12 protein-coding genes are annotated in these 12,187 nt (G+C 63.3%); 4 read left to right on the top strand and 8 right to left on the bottom strand.

Annotation, left to right across the window (positions count from 1 at the left end):
* Nucleotides 1-45: 45 nt before the first annotated feature.
* Nucleotides 46-1,317, bottom strand: a complete 1,272-nt coding sequence (locus V7D81_RS07980; RefSeq protein ID WP_324315622.1) for a peroxidase family protein — start codon at nucleotides 1,315-1,317, stop codon at nucleotides 46-48.
* Between the two features lie 387 nt (nucleotides 1,318-1,704).
* On the opposite strand from V7D81_RS07980, the gene V7D81_RS07975 reads away from it, so the two are divergent.
* From V7D81_RS07975 to V7D81_RS07965, 3 genes are all read left to right on the top strand, one after another.
* The gene (locus V7D81_RS07975; RefSeq protein WP_324315621.1) at nucleotides 1,705-2,127 is read left to right on the top strand and encodes a hypothetical protein; all 423 of its coding nucleotides are present in this window, start codon (nucleotides 1,705-1,707) and stop codon (nucleotides 2,125-2,127) included.
* A gap of 82 nt (nucleotides 2,128-2,209) precedes the next feature.
* Nucleotides 2,210-3,253 carry a hypothetical protein gene (locus tag V7D81_RS07970; RefSeq protein WP_324315620.1) on the top strand — a complete coding sequence of 348 codons (1,044 nt, stop codon included), beginning with the start codon at nucleotides 2,210-2,212 and terminating at the stop codon, nucleotides 3,251-3,253.
* Between the two features lie 280 nt (nucleotides 3,254-3,533).
* Entirely contained in the window at nucleotides 3,534-4,409 is an 876-nt protein-coding gene (locus V7D81_RS07965) for an MBL fold metallo-hydrolase (RefSeq protein ID WP_324315619.1), read from the top strand.
* 47 nt (nucleotides 4,410-4,456) lie between these two features.
* Here the strand turns inward: V7D81_RS07965 and glmS are convergent, their stop codons facing one another.
* The 7 genes from glmS to V7D81_RS07930 all read right to left on the bottom strand — a co-directional run bounded on the left by glmS (nucleotide 4,457) and on the right by V7D81_RS07930 (nucleotide 11,391).
* Nucleotides 4,457-6,277, bottom strand: coding sequence for a glutamine--fructose-6-phosphate transaminase (isomerizing) (gene glmS / locus V7D81_RS07960; protein WP_324315618.1), 1,821 nt, complete (start codon nucleotides 6,275-6,277; stop codon nucleotides 4,457-4,459).
* Nucleotides 6,278-6,325: 48 nt separating this feature from the next.
* Nucleotides 6,326-6,598 (bottom strand): hypothetical protein, encoded by a 273-nt coding sequence (locus V7D81_RS07955; RefSeq protein ID WP_324315617.1) that lies wholly within the window; start codon nucleotides 6,596-6,598, stop codon nucleotides 6,326-6,328.
* Between the two features lie 103 nt (nucleotides 6,599-6,701).
* Nucleotides 6,702-7,088 carry a hypothetical protein gene (locus V7D81_RS07950; protein WP_324315616.1) on the bottom strand — a complete coding sequence of 129 codons (387 nt, stop codon included), beginning with the start codon at nucleotides 7,086-7,088 and terminating at the stop codon, nucleotides 6,702-6,704.
* 87 nt (nucleotides 7,089-7,175) lie between these two features.
* Entirely contained in the window at nucleotides 7,176-8,021 is an 846-nt protein-coding gene (locus V7D81_RS07945; protein ID WP_324315615.1) for a PhzF family phenazine biosynthesis protein, read from the bottom strand.
* Between the two features lie 199 nt (nucleotides 8,022-8,220).
* Complete coding sequence (locus tag V7D81_RS07940; RefSeq protein ID WP_324315614.1) at nucleotides 8,221-9,591, bottom strand: FAD-dependent oxidoreductase; 1,371 nt, start codon at nucleotides 9,589-9,591, stop codon at nucleotides 8,221-8,223.
* Nucleotides 9,588-10,871 (bottom strand): kynureninase, encoded by a 1,284-nt coding sequence (kynU, locus tag V7D81_RS07935; protein ID WP_324315613.1) that lies wholly within the window; start codon nucleotides 10,869-10,871, stop codon nucleotides 9,588-9,590. The genes V7D81_RS07940 and kynU overlap by 4 nt, the downstream gene beginning before the upstream one ends.
* A 7-nt stretch (nucleotides 10,872-10,878) precedes the next feature.
* Nucleotides 10,879-11,391 carry a 3-hydroxyanthranilate 3,4-dioxygenase gene (locus tag V7D81_RS07930; RefSeq protein ID WP_324315612.1) on the bottom strand — a complete coding sequence of 171 codons (513 nt, stop codon included), beginning with the start codon at nucleotides 11,389-11,391 and terminating at the stop codon, nucleotides 10,879-10,881.
* A gap of 118 nt (nucleotides 11,392-11,509) precedes the next feature.
* Between V7D81_RS07930 and V7D81_RS07925 the strand changes: the two genes are divergently transcribed.
* Nucleotides 11,510-12,187 (top strand): hypothetical protein, encoded by a 678-nt coding sequence (locus tag V7D81_RS07925; protein ID WP_324315611.1) that lies wholly within the window; start codon nucleotides 11,510-11,512, stop codon nucleotides 12,185-12,187.

The following is a 12,187-nucleotide window of genomic DNA, read 5'->3' as shown; positions in this document are numbered from 1 at the left end:
GCTCCTCATGTTGATTCCCGATATCGATCGCGGGCTGGCTGGTCGTCAGACCTCTTCTCCTGGCAGGGTACTGACGTCCTCACCCGCGATGCTCGTACCGAGGGTCAGGTTGACCAGGTCTGTCATGGTGAAGGTCCGGTCGCTGGCGCGGGGCAGCGTTGGCGTCCACGCCGGAGACAGGGAAAGGAAGGACTTCGTGTCCGAGGCGAGTAGCGCCTGGAATACACGACCGACGATTTCGGCGCCGACTCCCGCGAGCCGCTGCCCGCCGGCGTGAACCTCGGCTTCGCGAAGGATGTAGAACCACAGCGGTGCTTCGCCCGTGCCATTGGGAACATTCGCCCAGAGATCCTCGGCTGCAAGAGGAGTAATGCCGAGAAGCTCCGCCACTCGTTGCCCGGAAGGCAGCTGCAGGGCCAGACCTCGCTGCAGATTGCGTACGGCGAGACTCCTGAGGTGTACCGGAGTTTCTGCGCTGACGACACCCGTGGGTAGTTGCAGCAGCACCGTGGAAATTTTCGTGTCGATGAATTTGCTTGCCTGCGCCCCGATACCGAAAAAGGCGCTCCAGTCCACTGCAAGCGGCGGCGGTACCGGCCGGAAACCACGCAAATCGGATGTGCCCGGAGGCGGCACCTCGCCCGCCGCATCCGGCGTAGGAAAGAGTGCGGCACCGCGGCCGGGCCCAAGGCCGTATCCGGGTCGGACCTGACTATGGCCGAAGCGATACGCAGCGGCACTGAACTCGACCGGCATGAATGGTCGTTCGCCGAACTTGAATGGCGCATCGCGGAAGATGCGCGCCGTGCTCACCGAACCCAGCACACGCGGCAGGAATTCGTGAACGACGATCCACTGGTAGTGCCAGCGAACCAGTCTCTGCGCCTCTCGAAAGCGCGTTTCCGGCGAAGTTGACCGGTCGGTGAAATCGGTAAAGACCTTGTTGTGAAATTTCAGGAACAGCTGATGCAGCTGCGAGACGATGATGTTCTCGTCGTTGCGGGGATCGCCGATGAGCGCCCGACCCTGCGAATTGCGCGGCAGATCCGTCCCGTCGGGAGAAAGAAGAAAGGTGAACTGCCGTGACTGATCGTACAGATAAGGCTGCACCGATGGGCCCATGCCATACAGCGAATCGAGTTCAAGCGCAGGCGTTCGGAAGTTCTCGACCGCATCAGGATCGTTTTCCTGCTCCAGGCTTGATGTGACATCGAGCGTGATGTCGTGGTCGATGAACTGTCCGAGGAACGTGTAGCCCGCACGGATGCGTGGATTGTTCTGGCTGGTATCGCTTGCAGGCGGATTGCCGCCATCCATGGGCCCCGTCGATGCTCCAAGGGCGATCGGCCCGGGAGAAAACTGCGTCAAGCTCGACAGCTCCGGGAACATGCGACCGAATCGACCAGGACTGCGGAATACGCCCCGTCCAGTCAGAGTTTCGCCACGATTGTCAGCGCCGTGCATAAGACCTCCTGGCAGATTCATCAGTGGCGAACGCATGCCCGAAGGCGTCGTGCGACGGTTTCCCTGCATGCGCCCGGTTTGTGTTTCGACCCGCGAAGGAATCTGTCAGCGATGGCGCTGATATCTCACCCGCATTGCGCACGCGAACCAGGTGCGGGCCAGTGAGATCAACAGCGCGCTCGCAACAGATGCTGTCCAGGGACCTGTCAGGTCACAACCGAAGCACGGTAAGGAATCGTCATGATCAACGACTGGATAAACATCATTGCTCTCGGCGCCGTACTGGGAGCCATTGGTCAGGCCGCACGTGGCATTGTCGGCTGGAAGAAGGTGTTCGACGAGGCACAGTCCCTTCATACGTCGGCACGAGAAATTTTCTCACCAAGCCGGCTGGTCGTCAGTCTGCTCGTCGGCGCAGTAGCGGGTGTTCTCGCGACACTGACACTGGTCGATGATCCCGCGAAACTCGTCGATGGACAGTCGTCTGTGCAATTCAAGCAGTTCCTGCTCGCCCTGGTCGCGACCGGGTACGCTGGTACCGATTTCATCGAAGGTTTCGTCCGCAACCGCTACTCGCCGGCAGCGACGCCGGTGACGTCGGCGGCTGCGAGGAGCGACGTCGTGGTCGCCGACCACAGTGCGGGTACCATTGCCGGCAGGTAGCGCCGCGGCACCGACGCAGGGACATAGGAGCCAGGCAATGCGCGAGTACTCCATCGTCGATCGGCTACGCCCATGGAGGCGCATGAGCTATCGCGCCACAGATTCGCCACAGGTTGCGTTGCTGGCGTCGCCGGCGTCGGTGCAAGCAGCACCGCAGATCGACAACGTATGGGCAGCCGCACTTTCGCTCCTGTTTTCGGCTGCGGCCGTCATCTGCGGCCTGCACATGGGCCGGTTGCTGGCGGACAGTCTTCCGAACACCTTCAGCAGTGGCCTCAAGGCGACCGCGGCGACCATATCCATCGCGGTCTTCGCATCCTATGCAGACAAGATCATCGCGGCTCTCGCGTGTGCATATCGGCAGCTTGGCAGGCCTGCACCGATTGAAGCGCTTCTTGAAGCGGCCAAGCTCTTCGTTGCATTCCTCGCGCTTGGTTTCCCGGTGGAGATTGCGGCGGGCGAAGTGACGCGAATAATGACGAGCACCGACACACTGCGACTTCAACCCGTCATGGTCCGGGCTACATCAGATGCACCCGTAGTGATTCTGCCGATCCTCTTCTCGAAGAATGCGAAGCTCGCAAGCGAACAGGCGAACACCGCGCTCGTGCCGCAATCCGTTCTCGCGAGCGACCGCTCCATCTGGGAAGAAGGAACAGTTCTGGATGACGCAGGAGAACAGCTGAAGGCGATCCGGACATTCCTGTCGATGCTGGTTCAATGTTCGGACGCATCAGCAAGAGAAGATGCCGTCGTCGTCCAAGTTGAAGGGTTCGCAAGCTCGCGCGAGTTCGAAACCGCGAAGGGAGGAATCCGTGACGACTCAGATCAGCTCAATCTTCGGGCAGCGCGAGATCGAGGACGTGCGGTGCGCGCAGTGGTTCGACATAGTCCGGAGTTCGAGGCAGGGCTCGTCAGAATGCCCCGGGAACCCCGGTACGATTCCATGGCGGCAATGGTCAACAGGCGAATCTACATCGACCGACTGCCGGGCTTGACGCTCGAAGATCAGGAGGCGCTCACGCGCCGTGCCGAAATCCGGGTACTCCACGCGCCAGGATGCGCGGGTTCGGCGATGGTGCACTCCGCGAAACCAGCGTCACCTGCATCCGACAGTCGCGCCTGATCAGAACCCTCGCTCCCTCGCCACGACTTCCCACCCGCAACTGCCGCATCCGCGGTTCTCACGGCGTCACGCGATCTAGGCTGCACGCGTCCGGGAAGTAGCGATCGTCGAACAGATTGCTGATATTGAACAGAGCGGGACGCCAATTCCGGTTCAACCGTCGAGATTTCCGCCGCCGCGGCCCTCGGCGGAGCGCGAAGAGTGGAGAGGCTTGTTGGAATCGGTGGGGTCCTCGTCAGAATATAGCGGCGAAAGTCCCAGCAATTTCAGGAGTACACGAATGCGGCCAGATCATCTGACCATCAGCGGGTGCCTGATCCTCACGGCGCTCTTCGCGACGTTGGAGGCAGCGCAAGGTAACGACGCCGCGAAGATCACGGCGGAACCCGTTGCGGGCAGCGTCTACGTGCTGCGTGGGTCGGTGGCCAATATCGTCGCCTCCGTGGGCGACGACGGAATCGTGATGGTCGATGACGACCTGAACGCCAGCGCTGCGGACTCGATCCTGGCGACTCTCAAGAGCATCTCGGGCAAGCCGCTTCGTTTCGTGATCAACACCCATATTCACGAGGACCACACGGGCGGAAACGATGCCTTCCAGGAAGTGGCGCCCATCATTGCGCATCGTAACGTGCGTACTCGCATGGCAAGCGGCGCGCGCAAGCGGGCGGCAGAAGCGCTCCCGACGGTGACCTTTGAGAGCGAGCTCAATCTGTTCTTCAACGACGAAAACATTCGCCTGCTGAAACTTCCCGCCGGTCACACGGATGGCGATGTCGTCGTCTTCTTCACCAGGTCGAACGTTGTCGCGATGGGGGACGTCTTCATGTCGCCGGCGGCTTCGTTCGTCGATGGAAGCAGCGGCGGCACCATCGTCGGCCTGATTGAGGCGCTGGAGTTCGTGCTGCCTCAGATTCCAGCAGATGCAAAAGTAATCCCGGGCCATGGCCCGGTTTCATCGCGCGCAGACGTGGTGCGTGGCCTCGAGGTTCTGAAGGAAATGAAGGCGATCGTGGCAGCGGGCATTTCCGCCGGTAAAACCATGGAGCAGCTCGTCGCCGAGAAGCCATTCGAAAAGTGGCAGGCGCTCATCGCGCCCGGGGCGCCGACGGATGCATACGTCGGCCGCTTCTACCGGGACCTGACGGCCCAGTGAGTGAGGCGAGGCCCCGATGCCCAGCGGGGCAAATGGATCGAGCTCTCTCACTCCACCGTCACCGACTTCGCCAGATTCCTCGGCTGATCGATGTTCCTGCCGCGCGCCAGGGCCACGTGGTACGCGAGCAGTTGCAGCGGAATATTCAGCAGCAGCGGATCCAGCACAGCTTCCGACTTCGGCACTTCGATGACGGCGTCGACCGGCATCGGCAGCGGATCGCCGGGCTGGGTGATGACGAACGTCGGGCCGCTGCGTGCGCGGATCTCTTCGATGGTCGAAAGATTCTTGGCGTAAAGATCGTCGCGCGGCATCACGATCACGGTGGGGGTCTCGGGGCTGATCAGTGCCAGCGGGCCGTGTTTCAGCTCCGAGGCCGGGTAGGCTTCGGCGTGCAGGTAGCTGATCTCCTTCAGCTTCAAAGCGCCTTCCATGGCGATCGGAAAGCCGGCAGCGCGGCCGACGAAGTAGGCGTTTTCGTGCCGGGCAAAGCGCTGCGCCAGGGTCGCGATGCGTGCTTCCTGGTTGAGGATGGTTGCTACCTGGTCCGGCAGCGCCTGCAGCGCGGCGAGCAACCGCGCGCCCTGCGCCGTCGAGAGATCCTTGAGTCGGCCGAGATGCACGGCCAGCAGCGCGAAGGCCACCACCGTGCTGGTGAAGGTCTTCGTCGATACCACGGCGATCTCCGGCCCCGCATGTAGATAGATGCCGCGAGCGCATTCGCGCGCGATGGTGCTGCCCACCACATTGACGATGCCGAGCACGCGTCCGCCCTTGCGCTTCACTTCCTGCACGGCGGCCAGCGTGTCGAAGGTTTCGCCGGACTGGCTGACGGCGATGTACAGCGTGTCCTGTTCGATCACCGGATTGCGATAACGGAACTCGGAGGCCGGCTCGGCGCTGGCGGGAAGTCGCGCGAGCTGTTCGATCAGATGTGCGCCCAGGCTGCCGGCAATGTATGCCGAGCCGCAGCCGAGGATCTTGATGCGCTTCACTTCGAGCAGTTCGCGCGCCGCCATTTCGAGCCCGCCGATGTGGGTGGTCTGGAAGCGCGGTTCGAGACGCCCGCTCAGCGTGCGGCGGATGGCGTCCGGCTGCTCGGCGATTTCCTTGCGCATGTAGTGCGAGAACTCGCCCTTGTCGAAGGACTCGTCGGTCCACGGGATCGTGAGCGGTGTTTTCGCCGTTGCGCCGCCGTCGAGCGTGGAGGTTTCGTAGCCGTCGGCACGCACGACGGCGAGTTCGCCGTCGTCGAGATGCACGACGCTCTGAGTATGGCGCACCAGTGCCGCCGGATCGGAAGCCACGAACATTTCCCTGTCGCCGATGCCGATCACGACCGGACTGCCGTTGCGCGCAATCACGATGGATTCCGGGCGCTGCGCATCCAGCACGGCAATGCCATAGGTGCCGGTGACGAGGCGCAGCACGGAACGCAACGAGTCCTCGAGCGTGTCGGCCGGCGAGGCGGCGAGCAGATGCGCGATGACTTCCGAATCCGTTTCCGAACGGAACGTCACGCCGGATGCTTCCAGCTTCGTGCGCAATGAGGCGGCGTTTTCGATGATGCCGTTGTGAACGATGGCGAAACGTTCGCTCGTATCCGTGTGCGGATGCGCGTTGCGATCGCTCGGTTCGCCATGCGTGGCCCAGCGCGTGTGGGCGATGCCCGTCATGCCCTTGATGCGCTCCGGCAGGATGCGTTCGAGATCGCGCACCTTGCCCTTGGTCTTGATGACCTGCAGTTTCTCGTTGCGCGCGACGGCGAGTCCCGCGGAGTCATAACCGCGGTATTCGAGTCGATGCAGTCCTTCCATGAGGATGGGAGTCGCGTCGCGTTTGCCGATGTATCCGACGATGCCGCACATTGATGAAGTCTCCGCTGGTTACAGCTGTCGCCTGTCGCCTGTCGCCTGTTATCCGTAGATCACCCGCCGGATCTGTCGCTCGCTGTACCCGGACGCGCGGAATCGCCACTGGGCCAGTTCGGTTGCGAGGCGGGCGAAGATTTCGCTGTTGGAGCAACCGGCGCTCTGCAGTGCCCGGTGGCGCCTGCGGATGAAGTCGTCGGGCGTTTCGTCGAGGAAGTTCAGGACTTCGTGAACGGCGCGCCGGGCTTCGGAAGGCGTCAGTCGGGTCGTCCGGGTCAGATACGCGATGAGTTCATCGAGGTCGGTCTGATCCGGCATGGGCGCGCACTCTGCCTGGGAGGAGGGGATTTCCCAAGCAGTTTGCCCGAATCCGGGCAGGATGCGCTTCTTCTGTGGGGCCGGCTTCAGCCGGCCTTCCTGTTCAATGCCCGTTCCGGCTCAGGTACACATAGATGTAGCCGATCACGAACAGCACCGTCAGGCCGCAGGTGAACAGGACACCTGCACCTGCCGCCATGACCGATAACAACCCCGGCGAGCGCATCGAGTGCGAGCCGAGCAGGGCAGTGAGTCCGAAGGCAATGATGCAGTTGCACAACCACTTGAGCAGATAGCCCGGCAGGTAGATGCGCATCTGCCGGTTGTGCGTGTAGGCGGCGGCGCGCGCGAAGCGATCGCCGACGGAGGCGTTCTTGAACAGCCAGAAAGGCCACAGATACCGGAACAGCACCTGCGAGAGCGGCATGTCGTCGTAGATCGAACGCCGCACCGCCGATGTGCGTGCCGGAGAAGCTGCGGGGTGCGTCATGACTCATCCTTCAACCATCGCCCGGCAGGCGATGTTCTGACGATAGATGGATGAGTGCGCGCGTTGGTTCCGTAGATATCCGTACGCCTACAGCTGGATCGTGCCGCGGCCGATTTCGATCACATCACCACCGACGAGGATGCGAGCATCGGCGGTGACTTCGAGCAGCAGCGTCGATGGACGGCCGACGTATTCGCCCTGGGAAATCGTGAACTGCTGCGGCAGCGAACGGCCGCTGGCGAGCATCCAGCCGCCGAGGTTGGCCGTGGCGGAACCCGTTGCCGGATCTTCCTGCATCGCGCCGCCGCCGGAAAAGAAGAACCGCGAGAGCAGGCGGCCGGACGCCCGTTCGGCGAACACATAGGCATGCGCCTGGCCTTCATCATTGCGGATGCCCGACAGCACTTCGACATGGGGACGGACGCGGCGAACGGCGGCCTCGCTGCGCAGAGGAATGATGAGCTGTTCCTTGCCGGCCTTGATCCACAGCGGGCGGTCGCCTATGTCCGCTTCCGACAGTTGCAATGCCTTGGCGATGTCGGCGCGCGATGCGCTGACTTCGCGCCAGGTGGGCGCGTTCGCCTGCAGGGTCCAGCGATCGCCGGCGGCCGTGACCGGAATGATGCCGGCCTGCATTTCCAGGCGCAGCGCATCATCGCCGCGGCGCAGCGCGCGACAGACGAAGGCAGTGCCGAGCGTCGGGTGGCCGGCAAACGGCATCTCGTAGTCCGGCGTGAAGATGCGTACGCGCGCATTCGCACGATCCGAGGGCAGGATGAATGTGGTTTCCGACAGATTGAACTGCCGGGCCAGCGCCTGCATCGTCGTATCGTCGAGGCTGGAGCCGTCCTCGAAGACGCACAGCGGATTGCCCGTCAGCTTGCCGCCGTCCTGAGTGAAGACATTGACGATGCGGAATGCGAGTGAGGCCATGCGACACCTTGGTTCGAAGTGTCGGCAGTGTCGTGGATTCGGCAACGCAGCGTAAATGCACAGTGCTGCGGTGGCGGCACCTGCACAGACGAAAGATTCAAGCGCGCATCACAGGAGGGATGACCTTCTTCCTGTGGGGCCGGCTTCAGCCGGCCTGTTCGAGTGCAAAAGGCCGGCTGAAGCCGGCCCCACAGAAGAACTACGCGTCAGATCGGATTCCGGCAATCGGCGGCAGCCGCCGCTCGATCAGCTGCGTCGCCAGATCGAAATCCACCTGGTCCAGCGTCGCGGCGGACCCGGTCAGCTGATTGAGAATGTCCTGCTGGATGCGGCCGCGTTCGAACGCAACGGCGTAGGGGATGTCGTCATGGAACATGACCATCGAATAGCGCGGCACGAAGCGATCGGGGAAACGTCGTTCGAGTTCCAGCGACAGGATCTTCTGCAGCTGGAATTTGGGATGACGCACGGTATCGCGCATCTCCTCGTAGTTCTCGAACGCCATGTCGGCGATCGCGTCGGTGTCGGGATGCCGCGTGCGATCGAAAGCCGAGAAAGCCTGCGACCAGTCGGTGTGCTGCTGCAGCAGGCGATCGAGTTCGCGGCAGTCCTCGAAGGCGCAGTTCATGCCCTGGCCATGGAAGGGCAGGATCGCGTGCGCGGCATCGCCGATCAGCAGCAGCCGATCCTCGAAGCTCCAGCGCTCGCAGCGCACCGTACCCATGATGCCGGTGGGATGGGCGAGGAATTCGCGGGCGAGCTGCGGCATGAGCACGGCCGCATCGGGAAAGTGGCGGTGGAAGAATTCGTCGATGGCAATTTCGTTCGTGAGGGTCGCGAAACTTTCCGGGCCTGTCTGCGGCAGGAACAGCGTGACGGTGAAGCTGCCGTCCAGGTTCGGCAGCGCGATCAGCATGAAGCCGCCGCGCGGCCAGATGTGCAGCGCATTCTTGTGGATGCGATGGTTGCCGAAGCTGTCGGCCGGCAGCGTGAGTTCCTTGTAGCTGTGTTCGAGCAGGTCTTCGGTGAACTGCGTTTCAAGACCGTGGGCCAGCGCGCGACGCAGGGGCGAGCCCGCGCCGTCGGCGGCAATGACCCGCTGCATCGGCAGTTCCCAGGGATTGCCGCTGGATTCGTCCCGCATCAGTACCTGCTGCGAATGCAGGTTGGCATCGACCGAACTCTGGCGGAAATGCAGCTCGACGCCGGCGGCCTCCGCGGCATCGAGCAGGATGCGGTTCAGGCCGGGTCGCGACACGGAGTAGATCACCTCATGCTCGCGCTGCCCGTAAGGCACGAAGGACTGCGAGCCGTCGGGCAGATGCAGCAGGCGACCCGGCATCGGAATCAGCAACGGCAGGATCTGCGGCATCACATCCGCGAGTTCCAGCGCGGCGATGCCGCGCGCAGCCAGCGCGAGATTGATGGAACGGCCCGCGGGAATCGCTTCGCGTCGCTGATCAGGTAGCCGTTCGTAGACGCGTACGCGATGACCGCGACGCGCGAGCAGGATGGACAACAGCGTGCCGGCGAGGCCGGCGCCGATGAGCGTAATGGGTTGGTCCGTCATGATTGCGGGGCCGCGAGCGTTGCGGTCAATGCTTCGACGAACTCCCGTACTTCGACGAACGTGTTGTACAGCGGCACCGGTGCGACGCGGATGACATCGGGTTCGCGCCAGTCGCAGAGATAACCGTTGCCCGACAGTGCACGGTGAATCGCGCGTGCCTCGGCGGGCGAGCGGTTCACCCGCAGCGAAAGCTGGCAGCCGCGGGCCGCATGACTCGCCGGCGTGAGGATCGTGACATCGGCATGCAGATGCTGCTGCAGCAGGTCGGCGAGGAAGCCGGTGAGTGCAATCGACTTGGCGCGCAGGCGCGTCATGCCGGCCTCGTCGAACAGCGCGAGCGAGGCGAGCAGCGGCGCGGCGGAAAAGATCGACGGGTTGGACACCTGCCAGCCTTCGGCGCCGGCAATGGGACGGAACTGGTCGGGCATGTCGAATCGCGAAGTCTTGTCGTGACCCCACCAGCCCGCAAAGCGCGGCAGGTCGAACGCTCGCGCATGTCGCTCGTGCACGAAGCAGCCGCCGATCGCGCCGGGGCCGCTGTTCAGATACTTGTAGCTGCACCAGACGGCAAAGTCGGCATTCCAGTCGTGCAGCTGCAGCGGTACGTTGCCGATGGCGTGCGCCAGATCGAAGCCGACGGTCGCACCCTGTCGCTGTGCGCAGGCGGTGATCGTCGCCAGGTCGAGGAACTGACCGCTGAGATATTGCACGCCGGGCAGCAGCACGGTGGCGATGCTGCGGCCTTCGCGCTCCAGCAGTTCGCAGATGTCCTCATCGCGCAGCGTGGCTTCGCCGGGCCGGGGTGCGATCTCGATGAGATGGTCGGCCGGCGAGAAACCGCGCTGCGCGATCTGCGACGCAACCGCGTAGCGGTCGGACGGAAAGGCGCTCTTTTCGATGAGCACGCGCGGGCGATCCGGCGTGGGCCGGTAGAAGCTCGTCAGCATCAGGTGCAGATTCGCCGTCAGCGAATTCATCGCGACGACTTCCGATTCGAGCGCGCCGGCGAGGCGGGCCAGCCCCGGCGTCAGCAGTTCGTGATAGGAGAGCCAGGGGCGTGCCGCCTCGAAATGACCTTCGACGCCGAGCGTGCTCCAGTGCGTGAATTCCTCGTTGAGGATCATCGCGGCATTCTTCGGCGCGAGGCCCAGGGAATGACCGCAGAAGTACACCGCCGGCGAACCGTCGCGGCGTGCGGGCAGGTGAAATTCGGCGCGGAACTTCGCAAGTTCGTCGTGTGCGTCGAGCCGTCGGGCCGTATCGAGATCGGCGGAAGTCATGCCTGGTTCAGCGAGCCGGTGCGACAGTGCCGCAGGCCTGGCAGGTGCGGTTCTTCAGCGAACCGTGGAAGCGTTCGAAGATCGGCGGCAACTGCTCGACGATGTCGCTGATGTGCTGATACTCGGCGTACAGCGGGTACTGGCAGTAGTTGCAATACCAGAGAAAGCCGTCCTGTTCCTCGGGACGGCGCTGGCGCTCGATGACGAGCCCCACGGTGTTGGCAAAGCGCTGCGGCGAATGCGGTACGCGCGCCGGCAGCAGCAGGATTTCGCCTTCGTTGATGGGAATGTCGACGCGGGCGCCGTCCTGCATGGTCCGCAGGATCATGTTGCCTTCGAGCTGGTAGAAGAATTCCTCGCCGGGGTCGTCGTGATAGTCGTCGCGATCGTTCGGGCCGCCGACGACCATGATGATGAATTCGGAATGGCGGAAGACCTGTCGGTTGCACACCGGTGGCTTCAGGAATTCGCGATGGGCATCGATCCACTCGCGAAAATTGAAGGCTTTGAGTGCATTCATGCAGCGTCTCCGGCAGAAGGCTAGAGTATAGCCGCCTGATCCCGCGGTCGGGGCGCGATGACGGAATGCGCAACGGTCTGCGCCTTACGCAAATACGCCCGCCGCATAAGGAGAATCCGTGACGACGAAATCTGGAAGTTCGAACCGGCTGTCGCGCCTGTGTGCGCTGCTGCTGACGTTCTCGTTCTGTGTCGATGCGTTCGCGGCGGAGACGTCGGCAGATGCGCCCGCGCCGCACGTCCAGGCGATCTGGAAGACCCAGGAGCTGAGCTTCTATTTCCAGAGTTTCACCACCTTCTATGCCTGTCGCAGTCTGGAAGATCGTGTCCGGATGCTGCTGATCGAACTCGGCGCCGACAAGGACGTGAAGGTGCGTGCGACGAGCTGTTTCGGCAACGAAATCGCGCGGCTGCCGCATGTGCGGATCAATGTGACTGCGCCCATCGAGGCCACGCCGGAAGCGCTGGCCGAACTGGAAAAGACCCGTAGCACGCGCGAGCTCGCGGCGCGCGTGCGCGGCGAGCGGATGACGGAAAGCACGGAACAGTTTCCGGCGTACTGGAAGCCCGTCTCGCTGTCGCGCGGCAGCTTCCGCCTGGAGCCCGGCGACTGCGAGCTGGTCGAGCAGCTCAAGCGCTCGGTGCTGCCCAAGCTGTCGATCCGGATCGTGAAGGACAACATGTCCTGCATGCCCAACCAGAATTCGATAGGTCAGCCGCGGCTCGAAGTCGAGGCACTGACGGTCGTGCCGCCGCCGGATGCAAGACTGCCGGTGGTCGGCAAGCCGGCCAGCTAG

This window comes from Povalibacter sp., assembly GCF_036735925.1.
GTDB lineage: Bacteria > Pseudomonadota > Gammaproteobacteria > Steroidobacterales > Steroidobacteraceae > Steroidobacter.
This window is presented reverse-complemented; position numbering and strand designations above follow the sequence as displayed.

Coding starts and splice junctions, on each gene's coding strand:
- V7D81_RS07965 (WP_324315619.1), top strand. CDS start 3,534: ATGCGGCCAGATCATCTGACCATCAGCGGGTGCCTGATCCTCACGGCG.
- V7D81_RS07975 (WP_324315621.1), top strand. CDS start 1,705: ATGATCAACGACTGGATAAACATCATTGCTCTCGGCGCCGTACTGGGA.
- V7D81_RS07940 (WP_324315614.1), bottom strand. CDS start 9,591: ATGACGGACCAACCCATTACGCTCATCGGCGCCGGCCTCGCCGGCACG.
- V7D81_RS07950 (WP_324315616.1), bottom strand. CDS start 7,088: ATGACGCACCCCGCAGCTTCTCCGGCACGCACATCGGCGGTGCGGCGT.
- V7D81_RS07930 (WP_324315612.1), bottom strand. CDS start 11,391: ATGAATGCACTCAAAGCCTTCAATTTTCGCGAGTGGATCGATGCCCAT.
- V7D81_RS07970 (WP_324315620.1), top strand. CDS start 2,210: ATGAGCTATCGCGCCACAGATTCGCCACAGGTTGCGTTGCTGGCGTCG.
- kynU (WP_324315613.1), bottom strand. CDS start 10,871: ATGACTTCCGCCGATCTCGATACGGCCCGACGGCTCGACGCACACGAC.
- glmS (WP_324315618.1), bottom strand. CDS start 6,277: ATGTGCGGCATCGTCGGATACATCGGCAAACGCGACGCGACTCCCATC.
- V7D81_RS07945 (WP_324315615.1), bottom strand. CDS start 8,021: ATGGCCTCACTCGCATTCCGCATCGTCAATGTCTTCACTCAGGACGGC.
- V7D81_RS07955 (WP_324315617.1), bottom strand. CDS start 6,598: ATGCCGGATCAGACCGACCTCGATGAACTCATCGCGTATCTGACCCGG.
- V7D81_RS07980 (WP_324315622.1), bottom strand. CDS start 1,317: ATGGATGGCGGCAATCCGCCTGCAAGCGATACCAGCCAGAACAATCCA.